General features: G+C 51.6%; 12 protein-coding genes. 2 read left to right on the top strand and 10 right to left on the bottom strand.

The genetic code is table 11. The annotated features are described in order from the left end of the window. Positions 1-250: 250 nt before the first annotated feature. Entirely contained in the window at positions 251-403 is a 153-nt protein-coding gene (locus BQ6873_RS18105) for a hypothetical protein (RefSeq protein ID WP_162274193.1), read from the bottom strand. Between BQ6873_RS18105 and BQ6873_RS16300 the strand changes: the two genes are divergently transcribed. Next, on the top strand, positions 402-2,462 hold the full coding sequence (locus BQ6873_RS16300; protein ID WP_076593603.1) for a PAS domain-containing sensor histidine kinase: 2,061 nt from the start codon (positions 402-404) through the stop codon (positions 2,460-2,462). The two genes, BQ6873_RS18105 and BQ6873_RS16300, sit on opposite strands and share 2 nt — an antisense overlap. Before the next feature lie 3 nt (positions 2,463-2,465). On the opposite strand, the gene BQ6873_RS16305 is transcribed toward BQ6873_RS16300, so the two are convergent. The 8 genes from BQ6873_RS16305 to BQ6873_RS16340 form a co-directional block, all read right to left on the bottom strand. Further along, complete coding sequence (locus BQ6873_RS16305; protein ID WP_076593604.1) at positions 2,466-2,903, bottom strand: response regulator; 438 nt, start codon at positions 2,901-2,903, stop codon at positions 2,466-2,468. Between the two features lie 79 nt (positions 2,904-2,982). Next, a complete protein-coding gene (locus BQ6873_RS16310; protein ID WP_076593605.1) occupies positions 2,983-3,615 on the bottom strand; it encodes a response regulator in 633 nt (210 codons plus the stop codon). A 21-nt stretch (positions 3,616-3,636) separates the two neighbouring features. Beyond that, positions 3,637-4,752: a sigma-54 interaction domain-containing protein gene (locus tag BQ6873_RS16315; RefSeq protein WP_076593606.1), complete on the bottom strand. Its 1,116-nt coding sequence runs from the start codon at positions 4,750-4,752 to the stop codon at positions 3,637-3,639. Between the two features lie 164 nt (positions 4,753-4,916). Continuing rightward, positions 4,917-6,029 (bottom strand): YbdK family carboxylate-amine ligase, encoded by a 1,113-nt coding sequence (locus BQ6873_RS16320; RefSeq protein WP_083664492.1) that lies wholly within the window; start codon positions 6,027-6,029, stop codon positions 4,917-4,919. A 14-nt stretch (positions 6,030-6,043) separates the two neighbouring features. Next, entirely contained in the window at positions 6,044-7,246 is a 1,203-nt protein-coding gene (locus BQ6873_RS16325; RefSeq protein ID WP_076593608.1) for a cation:proton antiporter, read from the bottom strand. Positions 7,247-7,658: 412 nt separating this feature from the next. Further along, complete coding sequence (locus BQ6873_RS16330; protein WP_083664493.1) at positions 7,659-9,020, bottom strand: NAD(P)/FAD-dependent oxidoreductase; 1,362 nt, start codon at positions 9,018-9,020, stop codon at positions 7,659-7,661. Between the two features lie 165 nt (positions 9,021-9,185). Beyond that, positions 9,186-13,139, bottom strand: coding sequence for a translocation/assembly module TamB domain-containing protein (locus tag BQ6873_RS16335; RefSeq protein ID WP_083664494.1), 3,954 nt, complete (start codon positions 13,137-13,139; stop codon positions 9,186-9,188). Further along, a complete protein-coding gene (locus BQ6873_RS16340; RefSeq protein ID WP_231949380.1) occupies positions 13,129-14,928 on the bottom strand; it encodes an autotransporter assembly complex protein TamA in 1,800 nt (599 codons plus the stop codon). Before BQ6873_RS16340 ends, BQ6873_RS16335 begins: the two co-directional genes overlap by 11 nt. Before the next feature lie 240 nt (positions 14,929-15,168). Between BQ6873_RS16340 and BQ6873_RS16345 the strand changes: the two genes are divergently transcribed. Then, on the top strand, positions 15,169-16,017 hold the full coding sequence (locus tag BQ6873_RS16345) for a class I SAM-dependent methyltransferase (RefSeq protein WP_076594184.1): 849 nt from the start codon (positions 15,169-15,171) through the stop codon (positions 16,015-16,017). Positions 16,018-16,036: 19 nt separating this feature from the next. Here BQ6873_RS16345 and BQ6873_RS16350 read toward each other — a convergent pair whose 3' ends face one another. Beyond that, positions 16,037-16,852 (bottom strand): cytochrome c, encoded by an 816-nt coding sequence (locus BQ6873_RS16350; RefSeq protein ID WP_083664495.1) that lies wholly within the window; start codon positions 16,850-16,852, stop codon positions 16,037-16,039. Positions 16,853-16,915 lie beyond the last annotated feature (63 nt).

The following is a 16,915-nucleotide window of genomic DNA, read 5'->3' on the forward strand; positions in this document are numbered from 1 at the left end:
GCGATGTGTTGAAAAGCGTAGAGATGTTTTCAACTGGGAGAGATGTCGAGTGGCAATGTGTTCCTTGTCTGGAACCATTTCATTCCATGGGTATCTGACCAGACTATCTTTTTCTGCTGCAGTGCATGCAGTGCGGATACTGCCGAAGGTATGCCTTGGTTTGCAGTCGTGATGGATGCTGCTATGCTGGTTCAAAGCAATAATAAAATATTCGGGCAGGAAAGCGCGACGTGTCCTTATGATAGATGCGTCAGCGAAAAATATTCAGTTTCGCCGGAACGCCCATCAGAACAAAAGCGGAAAAGATAGCTGAGTAGTATGTTCGCAATTCGGTGGAAAGCACCAAGCGGGAACATGCATCGATTTCGATAGCCATCATCTCATTTGCAATGGAGTACTTCATGTTCCGATCTTTGGGATGTCGCACCTTGTCTGCACCTTTCCTGTCTTCATTGCTGATGATGGCAGTAGGGGCACTTGCCATGACGAATGTGCAGCAGGATCTTTGGGTGCTGAATTATCGTCTCTCCGATATTGTGCCGATTCAGGCGAATACAGCCGTCGCTTTTGTGCTGGCAGGATTGGCGCTGTTATTACGTTCATTCCATATATTGGATGGTCGGGCAAAGACAGTTGTTGCAGTGCTGGCATCCGTATTGGCGCTTTGTGTAGCCTTGTTGGGTTTGTCGACGCTGGCACAGTATTCATTCGGTCTGCAGGTCGGTATTGATCATCTGTTCCCTCGTTTGGCAGAGGGCGGATATAAATCTTATTTTGTGAAGATGGCACCGCTGCCAGCACTAGGCTTTACGCTGGCCGGGTTGAGTCTGCTGTTGCTGGACTATCGTACTGCACGCGATCACTATCCATCCGAGTATGGTGCCTTCATCCTGGCCGGTGTGATGGGGATACCCCTGATCGGGCATCTCTATAACGTGATGTCGGTTGATGAGCTGAATGCGGCGCATACGGTCACACCATTCATCTCGATTATTTTCTTTATTCTTGCGCTAGGCATATTGTCGGCGCGTCCTCATCATCGTTTGATGAGTTTGTGGAACAGTACTTCGCCAGGCGGGCCGTTGCTGCGACGCTTGCTACCGAACAGCTTGCTCTTGTTAGTCTTCCTCGATTTCGCAATTAAATGGGGTGTACAGAATCGCTTGTACGATGCGGACAAAGCTTCGCCTTTATTGATCTTGCTGAGTAGTTCGCTCTTGTTCATCATGTTCTGCCGTACAGCAGCCTTGTTGAATCGCGAATATGAGGGCCGGCAACAGGGCGAAGCGGCGCTGGCAGAGAGTAATGCATTGCTGCGCGCGGTGAGCGACAACACGCCGGATGCGATTTTCGTCAAGGATAGTGCTGGACGCATGGTGTTTGCGAATCCGGCCAAATTACGTTTGCTTGCGAAGGACCATGATCAGGTGATTGGTTTTCGTAGCGTCGATCTTTATCCGAAGAAAGCCGATGCCGAATTGATCAATCAGGAAGATCAAAGCGTGATGGAGAGTGGTCAGCCTCGGGTATTTGAAAGCACGATTCGTTTCCCGTACGGGATACGTACGCTGCATTCAACCAAGGCGCCATGGCTGAATGCCAACGGTGAAATCATGGGCTTGGTCGGTATTAGCACGGATATCACCGAACGCAAGCGCATGGAAGATTCCTTGAAGGCGCATGAGACGCAATTGGAAGCACTGGTTGCAGCGCGCACCTTTGAGGTCAGCGAACTGATAGGCCATCTGGAAACAACGCGGGAAGAAGAGAAGCACGCGATTGCACGTGAGTTGCATGATGACCTTGGTTCGGCATTAACTGCACTCAATATGCATTTGTCCATGGTGTTTCAGCAGATGCCACCGGAGCCAAAATTTACTGAGCGTTCGCTCAAGATCAAGGCTTTGCTGAGTTCGATTACCGATGCGACGCGCCGGATTCAGAATGGTTTGCGCCCCGACAAGCTGGATGTGTTCGGCGTCAAGATTGCGATTGCCGAGCAGGCGGCTGAGTTTGAAAAATACTCAGGCGTAATTTGTAATGCGAGCTTGCCTGACGACCAATTGGTGTATGCCCCGCGCGTGGATATTGCCTTGTTCCGCATGGTGCAGGAGGCATTGAATAATATTGCCAAGCACGCGCAGGCGACGCATGTCGATGTGATACTGGATGACACAGACGATGAAATCGTACTCACGGTACGTGATAACGGTATCGGCATTCCGCAAGGACAGCCGACAGATGTGGTCACGCACGGCTTGCGTGGCATGCGTGAGCGGGCAGGTTATCTGGGTGGTTCAGTACGGGTTGGAGGCGGAGCGCAAGGCAGGGGGACGACGATAGTGATCACTATCCCGAAAACAGCTGCGAATATGAAGACGGCTGAAGATATTGCGAGTGAATCGAACGAAGAGTCTGAAAATGCCAAGCAGGCAGATCAGCTGACGCAGAAGGCGGATTGAAGCTCAGGCGCGCGCGTTGTATTCCAGATTGGCGCAGCTCAGGTTTTTCAGCAATTCAAACAATTGGGGAAATTCGGACGTCTTGTCGAAGAAATGATTGACGCCGTATTGCCGCCCGACGCGACGGAAAACTTCGGTGGCATTGTTGCTGCAGATGATCTTCAAGGTATTCGGTACCTTGGTTCTTTCCGATATCTGGCGCAATAGATTGATGCCATTGCCTTTTTTCAGTTGAATATCAACGATCAGTACATCGTAGGGAAGCGCATTCAATTGATTGAGTGCATCGCCTTCTGATTCCGACACGCCAGCTACAACGACACCTGGAATCATCGCCAGATTCTCTATCATCAGTTCGCGCACATCCAGTGAGTCTTCCACTAAAAATACCCGCAGTGGATGACTACCTGTATCTGTCAAAATATTCGTCGCTTGGCTCATTTTTCAACCGCTATTAAAAATTTCTGACTGCTGTCTCGGAAAATCATTGCACGCTTTTTATAAAATTCAGTAGCGATGTCTAGTCGATCAGGTTTTGTTTGATTGCGTAATAAATAATGCCGGCGTTATTTTCCATATTCATCTTTTGCAAAACACGGGCGCGATAAGTACTGACGGTTTTCACACTCAGACAAAGTTCGTCGGCAATCTTGGTTACGCCATGACCCTGGCACAACTTGTAGAAAATTTCGTATTCACGTTTCGATAAAGTTTCATGCAAAGGTTTTTCTGCATTGGTATCGAGTTCTGTCGTCAGTAATTCTGCAACGGTATGGCTGATGTACTTATGACCGCGCAAGATCGTTTGTATCGCATTCACCAATTCTTCCGCCAGCGCTTCTTTCTGTACGTATCCGCTGGCACCGCTGCGCAGTATCTGCACGGCGTAGCGACTTTCCGGATGCATGCTCAAAATCAGTACAGGTAACTCCGGCTTCTCGCGCTTGATCTGCTTCAGTACTTCCACACCGCTTTTGTCCGGCATATTGATATCGAGCAAAACGATATCCCAATCTTGCGCGCGAACCAAACGTATGGCTTCCTGTGCCGTAGCAGCTTCACCCTCGATCGTCATGTCAGGAACCTGGGCAATGAAATATTGCACTCCGGCTCGTACTACTGCATGGTCATCGACTACCAAAATTTTTATCATTGTGAGTACACGCCTAACCGATCACTGATTGCGACTTTGTATGCCATAGGGTCGCGCATGTGGAATGACATCACCCAAGAACAGCTTTGCTTGGTATTCATTCAGTCGATTGTAAAGGGTTTTCAGGCTCACACCTAACACCTCGGCGGTCAAAGTCTTATTGCCGCCACAGTGCCCCAGCGTGGCGTAAATCAGGCGTTGTTCTGCGTCTGCCAGCTTGCTGCCAAGTTGGACCGTGACGCAGTCGCCGACTTGGTCACTGACCATGGTTTTGACAGGGTTAACCGCTGGCAAGATATCGAGTTCTTGCTCGGCCATGATATAGGCGCGATGCACGACATTCTTCAATTCACGCACATTGCCTGGCCATGTGTATTCATTCAACAAACGCCATGAGGCTTTGGAGAAGACCTTGCTGTTGCCATCTTCTTCATTGAGTTGCCCGAGGAAGAGGGTGGCGAGCAAGCCGATGTCTTCGTCGCGTTCACGTAGAGGTGGGAGATTGAGTGGAAAGACTGCCAGGCGATAGAAAAGATCGCTGCGCAAGATGCCGCTATTCATTGCTTCTATCGGATCGCGATTGGTAGCGGCGACTACGCGTACTTTGACTTCGGTTTCTTCTTCGGCACCGATACGGCAAAAGCGATTGCTTTCCAGCACGCGTAAGAGTTTGACTTGCATGTCCAGCGACATTTCCGTCACTTCATCCAGAAACAGTGTGCCGCCATTAGCACGTTCAAAGCAGCCTTTTTGCATGCGCACCGCACCGGTAAAGCTGCCGCGTTCATGACCGAATAATTCTGCTTCTATCAGTTGCGGCGACACGGCACTGCAATTCAAGGCGACAAATGGTTTGTCTGCTTCCTTGCTGAGTTGATGGATGGCTTGTGCGACCAATTCCTTGCCGGTACCGCTTTCACCCGCGATCAAGACATTGGCACTGGTTGGTGCAACCTTGCCTATCATTTGAAATAAATTCTGCATCGGTTCCGATGCAGCATACAGATCGCCACAGCGTGCGAGTTTGCTGAGTGGAATATTCTGTGCGTCACCTTGCGCTTGCAACACGGTCATTCTGTGTGTGTTCGGGGTCGGCAAGCCGACGACGTTGTCACATACATTCAATCCGTCCGTCATTCACTTCTCCTCTGTTAAAACAGTGTGCGGCTTTATACAGAGTCGATTGTGGAGTAATTACTAACATTGCAGAATCGGTGGTTTTCCGATTCTGCTGTGGGAATGCGCTTACAAGGGTGAGAGGAATGTAGAGGGAAATTGAGGCGAGTAGAACAGGTGAATGTTTATTGCGCCATCCACACAGCGCTTTGCTGGCGGACAACATCGCTCAGCGAACCACTTTTCTCATAGCAGGCACGAAGCCAGTCGGCATCGGATGGGGCTGACAATATGCGGTTGCGCAATAATTCGATCGCTTCAGTTGTGCCCAATTCTTCCGCTACGTCCTTGAGCATGTCAAACGTTTGCAGGATGTCTTCCTTGATGGATAACTGCGTACCGCAGATAGGTTTGATCACGGTACCGTTCAAGCCGAAGCGACAAGCCTGGAAACGATTGTACGAATAAGTCAGGTAGGTGTCTTGCGCCGGTTGCAGTTCTTGCTGCGCGAAGAAATATTTGCTCAAGGTTTGTGCGTAACCGGCCAGTGCGACGGCTGTTTCTATTGCCAACGGCGTATCGCAGACGCGAATTTCGACTGTGCCGTATTCTGGTTTAGGACGAATGTCCCAATAGAAATCCTTCATGCTGGCAACAATACCCAGCTTCGACATCTTGTCGAAATAGGCATTGAAGCTATCCCAGTCAGTAACGAAGGGCATGTAACCACTCAATGGAAATGCATTGATGCTGGTCAGGCGTGATGATTGGAATGAGGTATCCACACCTTGATAAAACGGTGACGATGCAGACATCGTGATGAAGTGTGGAATGTAGCGCGCCAGCATGTGCGCCAAACGTATTGCTGAATCGCCACTAGGGCAACCGATATGTATGTGTTGACCATACACGGTGAACTGCTTGGCCAGATAACCGTATAACTCGGAGACGAGCTGATAGCGATCGGAAGGATAAATGCGCTGATCTTCCCAATGCTGGAATGGATGGGCACCGCCACCGGCCAGACCAAGATTGAGTTTTTCTGCAGCGCTGACCAGCAAGGTGCGCATGGCGGTCAGCTCGGTCAACATTTCCTTGTGATCGGTATGCACAGAGGTCGCGATCTCGATCATGCTCTCGGTGATTTCCGGCTTGATGTCGTAACCGTGGTCAATCTTGTTAATGATGACCAGCAGATCGCTGGAACCACGCGTCAAATTGTAATCACGTCGGTTGACGATTTGCAGTTCCAGTTCTACACCCATGGTCAGCGGTGTCGAGTTATTGAATTCCAGCATGTAGATTTCCTTGTTTATTGCTTTGCTTCACCCGATGCAACCAGCGCATAGCGCGTGCAGATGGGGCCTATGAGTTCCAGGATGACGAGTATCGATACCACCAGCGCGGCTAATTGCGAGCCGAACTGCGGATAAAAACCGACTGCATGTTGCACCATGATGATGTTGAAGCCGGAGAGTGGCACCAGACCCAAACCGAGCAAGGCACCTTTGCGTAAAGTGACGCCGTTGATACGCGCCATGGCCGTTGTCATCGTCATCGCGATGAACAGGCGCAAGGCGATGAACGCGAGAACGGCCGGCCATAGCGTCAGCAAGTACGACAGTTCCAATTTGGCACCGGCAAACACGAACAGTGCGACATAAAACAAGCCGCTGAATTGGCTCAAATCAGGTTCGACGATGGCATGCCGCGCATCGTAGCTGCGGCTGGCAATGCCGAATACCAGCAAGGCAATCAAGGCGGACAGATTGAGCATGACGCCGATGCCGACGGTGCCGGCAATCAGTGCCAGAACGAGGATTAACTGTGCCTGACTATCGCGGCCCAGCCATTGACCTATCCAGACCAGCAGGCGACTCATGATCCAGCCGAGCGCGGCTGAACCTAGCAGCAGATACAAGGGATGCAGAATATAACTTTCCCAGCCGGCTTCATATTCCACATGCACGGCCGCCAGGCCCATCGAGAAGATGATGAAGGCGAGCGCGTTGCCGATGACGACAATATTCAACATGCGTTCGGTCAGTTGGCCTTCTGCTTTTACTTCGCGTACTACATTCAGAATCACGGCAGGCGAGGTCGCCATGCCCAGTGCGGCGACCATGCTGGCCACCAGTTTGCTGATACCGAATTGCGTCAACAACAGGAACAGAGCGAAGAAGGTAACCAGACTCAGCAACACGCCGGTGATGAGCAAACCTCTTTCACGCAGCAACCATTTGTAATCAACGCGGCGACCTAGTTCAAATAAAACCAGACCAAGCGCGAGATCAACCAGCACACTGATTTCACTCAGTACCGAGACGTCGATCAGATTCAATGCAGATGGTCCGATTAGCAGACCAGTCAGGACGTAACAGGTAATCGCCGGTATTTGCGGAAATATGCGACGCAGAAAATGTGCACCCAATATACCGGCGATCAGGATCAAACCAGTGGCAGTGAGTACATTCAGTGCATGCGGCATGGACGGAAAAAAACTATGTGATGTCATGTAGTTCCCGACAATTTAAAAAGAGGGCGTTTCAGAAAGATGAAACGACACACATTGTTGAAGCAGGATGCCTTGTTAATACTGGTGACAGTACAGCATGGCGACCGAATGCTTGATCGATCAGTGTTATTCACAGATTGTGCTGGATGCGGTGGCTTGCACAGTGGCAAGCGTCATCCGATTTGCTGTGTCGCGATGTTTGCAAAGCAGCACCCGGCGCAGCAGCGAATAAGACAGTTGTTCTTAACGGAGATACCGTTTTATAAATTTGACTGCCGAAAGTGTAGCAGCAGTTTCAGAAAAAAGTCGCGACCATTTTGCTCTAAGTAATTGCCGCTGCCTAATGTTGGAAGGCAGCGGCGATTATAAAGCATTTCGTTTTTTTGCTACAAGCTTGAGAATTGTGATGTGTTTAGTGCAATTTCACACGAGGTGATGTTTTGCGTCGTAACCAATGAGCTACCGTATCGGCGCAAGTACGTATCACACCGTGTAGCGCGACCAAATGCATGCGGTAGAGCGAGATATAAAGCAAGCGTGCCAGCACACCTTCAATAAACATCGCGCGACCGATCAACGGTCCCATCAGATTGCCGACTGCATCGAAACGTCCCAGCGATACGAGCGAACCCAGATCGCGATATTCAAACAGCGGCAGCTCTTGATTATCCAAACGTTTCTTCAGCGCATTGAACAGGAAGCTGGCTTGCTGATGCGCTGATTGCGCGCGCGGCGGGATCGTACTGTTTTTCTCCGGCCATGGACAGGCAGCACAATCGCCGAAGGCAAAAATGTTCGGATCGATTTCAGTCTGCAAGGTGCGAGATACTACGATCTGACCAAGACGATTAACCGGCAATCCCAATTCGCTGAGTATCTGTGGTGCCCGTATGCCGGCCGCCCATACAGTCAGATCGGCTGGTATTTGTGTACCGTTCGCCAGCAACACCGCATGTTCCTGCACTTCCGATACCTTGGCATCGGTGAGCACATCGACATCCAGTCTGTTCAGCAATTCCGTCGTTTTGACCGATACGCGTTCCGGCAATGCCGACAGTATGCGTGGTGCCGCTTCGATGACAGTGATGCGGATATCGCGATGCGGATCAAGGTTGTGCAAACCGTATGCGCCTAATACTTCGGCGGTATTGCGCAACTCTGCCGAGAGTTCTACGCCGGTTGCACCGCCACCGATGATGGCGATGTTGAGTTGCGATTGCGCCTGATCTGCACGTACGCACAGTCCGATCATGCGGCGGCGGAAATGTTCTGCCTGATGCATGCTATCGATAGAGATCGCATTCTTTTCTGCGCCGGGCACATTAAAGAAATTGGTGATGCTGCCTATCGACAGGATCAATGTGTCGTACTTGATTTCACGTTGCGGCAATAACTCGATGCCATCGTCATCGACCAGATTGCCGACAGTAATTGTTTTTCGCTCGCGATCCAGGCCTTTCAGTTCACCTGGTTGAAAGACGAAGCGATGCCAGCGCGCCTGTGCGGCATATTCGAGTTGATGCGAGTTGGCGTCCATGCTGCCTGCGGCAACTTCATGCAGTAAGGGTTTCCAGATATGGGTCGAGGAACGATCGACCAGCACGACGCTGACGCGTCCACTTTTAACGAGTTTGTTGCCCAGCGTGGTTGCCAGTTCCAAACCGCCAGCGCCGCCACCTACTATGACGATGCGATGCGGAGCTGCCTCGTTGATGATAAAAGGCTCGGGTGTGGTCTCATGCGAACTGTCATCTGCGTTAGCGTTGCTTGACATACGATTTCTCCAGATTATTGGTAAGCGTGAGCGGCAGGATGAAATACTTCCCTGCGTGCATGTCTTTCGGTTTCAACACGAAAACATGCGCAATAGCATTGTTATATCAGTTTCAATGCAGTTCTGCCATGTCTTAGCCGACTTGCCGGATTTACATCAATCGCATCAGTCGAACGCAAAGTTGTAGAACATGGAGAGTGCACTGCGCGTTCCCGCTTCACCTTCAACCGTGATGCGTGGCGTCAAGGTGTAGCGCAACAGCAAGACGCTGCTGGCACTTTGCAGCCCTTGTTGATAGCTGACGTAAAGACGCGCTGATATTTTCTTGCCGAGTGTGATGATGCGTTCTTGCAGGCTGCTATCGCTGGTACCGATGCTGAAATCGTCCAGCCCGAATGCAGTGGCGATTTGTGATTGCAAACCGCTGGCGGCACCTTGCGTAAGGAGCGAGCTGGCTGCCGTTTGCAGCGCGCTGATATCGCTATCGCCAGCGCTGGATAATGCACGGCCCAATACCAGCCACGATAATTTTTCTGCATCCGCTACAGTTGGTTCAGATACCAGCGTAATGCGCGGTGCGAGTACGGTACCGCGTACCGAGACGCCAGCTTCCACTTCCAGCCCACGACGCATGGCGAGAATATCAAGCGCAGGATTGTTCAGCGGGCCGCTGAAGCGCAACAAACCTTGTTCTATTTTCAGCTCACGTCCGTACGCTTTGAACGTGCCGGATGCAATGCGTAAAGTACCTTGTGCACGCAATGTTTCACCGGCATTGGCGAGCAAATTGATTTGTCCGACCAGCAAGCCATCGATGCCGCGACCGCGCAAGCGTATGCCTTCCCCCAGACTGATGCTCAGATCGAGCGCAACTGCAGTCTTGGCTCCTTGCTTGGCATTTTGGCCAACGATGACGACATCGTCCGATAGTTCGGGAACATCGACTGAGCCGACATCGAAGAGGCCGGAGTTGATTTCAAACTTGCCGTTCGCTTTTGCTTTTCCTTCATGCCAGCCGAGCACGCTGTCGCCGCTGATGACGATTTGGCGATCTGATCGGTCTATCAGTTTGTATTTGGATGCCTTGACGGTGAGTTCGAGATTCAGTTGCTCACGGATCAAGCTGAGTGGACCGGCAATCGTCAGGCTGCCACCGTTTTGAAAACTGAGGCTGTGGATGAGAAGTTGATTACCTTGAAATTCGCTACGCAATACGCCTTGCTTCAGATCGACGCCGGTATCGGTAAAGAGCAGGCGCAATCCATCGGCATCGATTTTTCCACCTAGGCGTGGATTACCGAAAGTGCCTTCCAGTGCAATGTCGCCTTTTATGCTGCCTTCTGTAATCAAGGATGGCGAGATCAATGAGCCTAACCATCCCAGTGTCGGCGCATTGATGCGTGCGTTACCGGCGAGCGGCGCATTCGGTGCGATGGAGAAGCGCGTACTGCCGCTACCCATCGTGGTGTTGAGGTTGACAGCGATGTTGCCCGTTTGCTTGCCTTCCGTAAGCAGCGCGACGCTAATGCGGCCGTTATCTGCAGTGGCGTTTGCGTTCAATGTGGTCAGGCCGAGTGCAGCAGAACGGCTGCCACGCATCACGACATCGCCGCTTTCACGACGCATATTGAATTTACCGTTGAGGCGATCAGCTATCTTGAAATCCCAGTCACCACCTAACGTGAGGTCGGCGGTGAGAGGAAGTTCTGGATTGAGATAGCGCAGCAATTCACTGACTTGCACGTGCTCGAATTTGCCGCGGGTAACAATGTTGCGATCATTGCGCATGAATTGTTCGATCGCGATGACGGCATTGTTGACGTTCAGTTTGAACTGATCCAGTTGCACCTGCTTCTGCGAAATGAGCAAGGCAGCAGGTGCGGCCAACTTGGCAGTGAGGTGACCTGTGGCATCGAGACTATTGATGCTGCCTTGCCAGCTTGGATTACGCGCCAAATCTTTCACGCCGCCGCTGGCATTGAATTTCCAATTCTGTTCGCGTTCGACCAGAGCTGCAGTCAAACCATGTTGCGCCGTCGTGCCGCTGACATTGAGGGTGAAATTTTCTGCGCGCAGTTGTGTACCGTCGATACCATCGGCACGCACATTGATAGCAACAGGCGCATTGGCTTGCATGGCGAATTGCGCCTGCATGCTCAGTTTGGCGATTTTTTGCGCAGCCAGATTCAAGCCCTGTGCCGTTGCATTGACAGTGGCGTTGCTGATCAATCCCGTAGTGCGATTGATGCTGATATCAGCCTTGCCTTGCGTCTCGGCGAGACTGACATTGCCCGGCATGCGTAGTTTGCTGCCTTTCCATTCCGCATTGAGGCGCGGTTGTTGCACCTTGCCGCGTACTTCTCCATTGACTTGCATCGCGCCGGAAAAGCCGGAACCGAGTTGTTCCAGTGCTGGCGCATCGACGGCGAAGGTAATACGTGCATCATTACCGGCTAGCTTGCCTTGCGCACTAACCCGGTTACTACCGGCGTTCAATAATAATTTCGGCAGTATTAGCGTCTCAGCACGTAGTTGCGCCTGGCCTTCGCCGCTTAATGGTTGGCCTGCGAGTTGGCTGTCGTGGATGCGGAAAGCGACATCGGCTTCGAGTGTAGGTTGACGCAAGCCTTTGGCGGAGAAATCACCATTCAGACTCAGTGCCGGTAATTGCGGGAAGTTGCCCAGATCACTGAGATTGAATTTACGTATCGTGCCTTTGGCATCGAATTGCTGTTTTCCACTCAATGCAATATGGGCAGAGGCATCGATGGCGCTGGCACCGGCGCGCAATTCGATCCTATCGATATTGGCTTCCTCATCGGCCACGATGGCGTGCATGTTGAGGGTCAGTTTGTTTTTCTTGAGCGGTTCGCTCAATGCAAGGGCGATGGTTTGTTTACCCTCAACGTGTTGCACTTCAAGATTGCCGGTGAGCTTGGTGGCACGTACGCGTTGGTCGATTTTTTGTAGATCAAGTGCATCGGTAGTCAGCGTGAGTGCCAGCGCGCCGTTAGCGTAACGGCCTTTGCCACTGAGGCTGCCAGCCGGTTTGCGCACACTGCCGAGATTGGCAGCGAGATGATCGATATTGAACTGACTATCTTTTTGTGTGAACTCGGCTACCAGATTACTTAAGGGAATGCGGTTTTCGTTATACAAACCAGCGGAGGCATTGTTGATCGTCAGTTTGCCATCGCCGTTTTCTGCTGCATGCAACTGGATGGAGAGATCAGTTTCCGGCAATTCTGTCGCCAGATCGGAGAGGTCCAGCGATTGTGCCGACAAATCCGTAGCACCCAGCATCTGATCAGCGAAAGGGCGCAGCATGGCGTTGCCTTTGATCGATGCCTGATTGATGTGGAAGTTGATGGAGGCTGCGATTTCAGCCAGTGAACCGCGCAAGTCAATACGGCCGTTTGCACTGACGTTGTTGTGGTCGTCGATCATGGCTTCGCTATCGCTGACGATGGAAGCTTGTAGCGCATACGGTTTGATGGCTGAGAGCGTTGCCTCGCCTTTAAATTCACCGCTGAAAGCTGCTGCACCGGCATCGGAGCTTGCAGTGAGTTGGTCCAGACTCAGACTATAGCGCGTGCCATCGAAGCTTAAATTGAAGGCGAATGCACCGAGTTTGATGACATCGACAGGTCCCCAGGCAATGTCACCACCTTGCACTCTGACTCGGTCTATTTTCAAATGTATGGGTAAAGCGATTTTCTCCGGCAGCGTGGAAGGCTCTGGAGTTTGGTCAATTTTGCTGACGATGCCGAGCTTGCCGATTTGCAGCGAGGTGATGTGCAATTTGCCAAACAGCAGTTCCATCAACTTGCTATTGAGTTGAATGTCGTCGAGAACTATCTTTTGATTCTCAAGATGTATGCTGAACTGATCGACGTGCAATGCGCCATTCAACTGCCCGCTGACCCCTTTAGCTTGCAAGGTACCGTTAGACAGATCGCTGGCAGTAGCGAGCGCGAATTGTGCACCGCGTTCGCTATTGAGCATCCATATCAGACCGGCGAATACGATCAGGCAGACACTGAGGACAAGCGGCAGCAATACGCGTAGCAAGCGTTTGCGTTTGAGGCCCTTGGGCGCTTGTTGATCGTTAGAAGCCATAACCGATAGAGAAGTGAAGACGCGGTTCTTTGGTTTCGTGACCGTATGCCAAATCCAGATTGACCGGGCCTATCGGACTGCGCCAGCGTGCACCTATGCCGCTGCCTTGTTTTAAACGGAAGTCGTGCCATGTGTCGGCAGCGTTACCTGCATCGGTAAAGACGGCAGCACCCCATTCTTGCGTAACGCGATAAACCAGTTCTGCGCTGACGACAGCGGTGACAGTACCACCGACTATCGCACCATCCTGCGAGACGCCTAATGTGTTGTAGGCATAGCCGCGTACGGTTTGATCGCCGCCGGTGCGGAACAATAAATCGGATGGCGCAGTGTCGCGGTCAGCGCCGAATACCTGGCCGACCTGGCCACGCAATATGGCTTGAAAACGCCCGTAGTAAGGTGAGAGCCAGGTGGCGCGACCGACCACGCGAGCCAGACTTTTTTTGTTGATGAGGCCGCTGGGGCCGACGCCCAGATCTATCGATGCAAAATAACCGCGCCTCGGCGCAATCATGTTGTCGACGCGCCGCATCGTGTAAGTGAAGGAGCCGATCAATGCTTGACGATTGCTGGTAAATTCATCGCCTATACGCTGTCTATCGGTCAGGACTGAGATGGCCCAGATTTTTTCATCTCTCTTGTTCGGGCTGGTCAGACGCGCGCTGGTCAGGGTTTTGTCATTGATGACACCGGCGCTATCTTCATATTCGTAATGGGTGCCAACACTAGGACGCCAACCGTTCTGGATTTCCGGAAAATAGAGATCGGCACCGAGTACGCGCGTATTACGATCAGCGCGTATTTGTGATTCAAAGCGCCAATCGCGACCAAGAAAATTGCGATCCAGCCATTTCACTTGCACGCGCGGGCCGGAATCGGTCGAGAATCCTAAGCCGAGCGATAAGCGCTTGCGCTCGTTTTCATGTAGATCGAGTCGGATTGGTACATTGTGCGGTTGCTCTGGATTGATATCGACGATGGCAAAGGCAGAGCGGAAGTAGCCGGTATCTTGCACACGCGCCTGCAACTCGTTCAATTTTTCCTGCGAATAGGGATCGCCTGGCTTGATCGGATTGAGTTTCTCTACCATCTCGCGGGAGTAGCGTTGCAAGCCTTCGATCGTCAATTCACCGAATGTGAAGGCAGGGCCGGAATCGATTGCCACGCTGAGCGCAGCGCTATTGGTCGATGGTTCTATGCGCGCTTCGCTTTCTGTAATGGTGGCGGCTGGGTAATCTCTGATTAATAAAGCCTTGAGCAAGCCGTTCTTCGCGTCATTCCACTCGCTTTGTTTAAAGACATCGCCAATCTTCAAGCTCCATTGTCGACGCAGTCTATCCATTCTTTGCTGATTTTTTTGCAGGATGTCGCCGGTAAAAACTATGTTCACCGATTCAATTACAGTCGGTGCGCCAAGGGTGATATTGAAACGCGCGACCCATGGCGTCGATTGTTGATCCAGTTCTTGCGTGATGGTCGGCGAGAAGTAGCCTGCAGTTGCCAGTAATGAACGTATTTGGCTCGGTGCGATATCGACCAGACGCTGTACTTCTTCCAGGCTTAACTCATCGCTTGCCTGACGGCGGCTGAGTTCCAAATTGTCGGTAATCAGCGCGCTCAGCTCACCCGCACCGTTAATCGAAACGGTGTAGCTGGGAGCGGCTTGTGCCTGCATCGGTAGCCAACAGGCCAGCAGCAGAGCGCACAGTGTGAATTGCCATACTTGGCTTGGATAGAATCTGTTCAGCACAATATAGGCAAAGACGGTAATGAATGGAAAAGACGGCATGACAAGACGGGCATGTCGGTTTCTCGCGGTCGGGGCAGCATGATAGAGATAATCTGTCCGGTGTTGCAAGCTTAGCAGCATTTGATATGGCATTTAGACAAACCATCCTTTTATCTGCCTCCAAGCTGTGAATATCGTACTTGTCCGAGGGGCAAGCTATTGCTGGCATGGGCACAGCGCTTGCCGGTTATCGGCAAAATCCCTATAGTGACGACACTGAAGATCACGGAAGTTTGCAAGATGAGCAACACACATGAAATACGGCCCGGCCAATCCATCGAGTTGCTGAAGGAGTTGCATATCCTCACACGCGACGGAAAATTGAATCAGGATAGCCGTCGCAAGCTCAAGCAGGTGTATCACCTCTATCAATTCATTGAGCCGCTATTGCAGGAAATCCAGAACGATCACCCGGACATCACACTGGCCGATCATGGTGCAGGCAAATCGTATCTGGGCTTTATTCTGTACGACTTGTTCTTCAAGGAACGCAAGGATCAATCGCGCATCTACGGCATAGAAACGCGTGACGAGCTGGTACAGAAGTCGGAAGCATTGGCGAAGAAGCTGGATTTCCCCGGTATGTCTTTCCTGAATCTGTCGGTTGCAGAATCAATCACGTCGGATTTGCTGCCGGAGAAAATCGATGTCGTCACCGCACTGCACGCATGTAATACCGCAACTGACGACGCGATTCATTTCGCATTGAAGAAGCAGGCCAAGTTCATCGTGCTGGTGCCATGTTGCCAGGCTGAAGTGGCTTCTGTTCTGAAGAAGAACAAAGGCAAGACGCTGGCGAAAAGTGCCCTGACGGAAATCTGGCGTCATCCGCTGCATACGCGCGAGTTCGGCAGCCAGGTCACCAATGTATTACGCTGCCTGCAACTGGAAGCGCACGGTTATCAAGTCAATGTGACCGAGCTCGTCGGTTGGGAGCATTCGATGAAAAACGAATTAATCATCGCCAGCTACAAGGACTTGCCACGTAAACGTCCAACTGAACGCTTGCAGGAAGTGTTGCAGACTCTGGGCTTGGAAGAGATGCAGCCGCGTTTCTTTACCGATGAACAGGCTACATCCGCCAACTAACTTCTTCCTTCGCAGCAGATTATTTCTGCCGCGCCATCTGGCGTAAATACGCCATCAAGTCATCCAACTGCGTATCAGTCATGACGGTGTCGGAAAATCCCGGCATCGTCAGCTGCGGCCATGTTCGGACTGCTGCTGGATCGCGTATGTATAGACGTAAAAACGCAGACTGAAAATATTCGGTTGGATTGAAGGGTTTATTCAAATCCGGCCCGATAGCCGCATCGCCGCCGCCATTGATTTGATGGCAGCTTGCGCAATGTACGGTGTAGATGTGCATGCCACGGTATTCAGCACTGTCGGTGGATGAGTTCGGCAGGATTTGCGGATAACGGGTTTGTAGTGGTGTGACTTCGCTGATCTGCGCAATTTGATACGGCCATTGCTCTTGCGTGATGCCGCTTTTCTCCGGCTTTAACCAGACCAGATAAAAAGGACCGGCGCTGCGGCCACCCGACTTCAATGTCGGCCACGGTGCGTTGACCGGTTCAATCGCCAGCCATGGTTCTGCTGCACCTGTTAATAGTTGAGTTGGGATGTTGGCGACAAAGCCATCCTCCGCCTTGAATTGCACCGTCTCTACCTTGCTCACATCTCGCAATATCGATAGCAAGGGCAGTGCACGATATTCCATAGGCCGTTTGTAGGAGACATCAGCGGGAATCGTGATGGTGCGTAAAGCGGGATGTTTGAGTAAGTCGGCACGCGCCAGCTTTTGATGTTGATTGCTGAATACCAGTTCCAATACAGGTTCTGCGGCGTGTGCATAACTGCCTGCCATGCAGATCAGCAAAGCTGTCACATATAAGCGCAGTGTATGGCTGATGGTTTTCATATAGCGTACATGGGCAGGATAGTGTCGTTGCAGTATAACGAAACTTTCGCAATGGTTAGATGA

The organism is Herminiimonas arsenitoxidans, assembly GCF_900130075.1.
Taxonomy (GTDB): domain Bacteria; phylum Pseudomonadota; class Gammaproteobacteria; order Burkholderiales; family Burkholderiaceae_D; genus Oxalicibacterium; species Oxalicibacterium arsenitoxidans.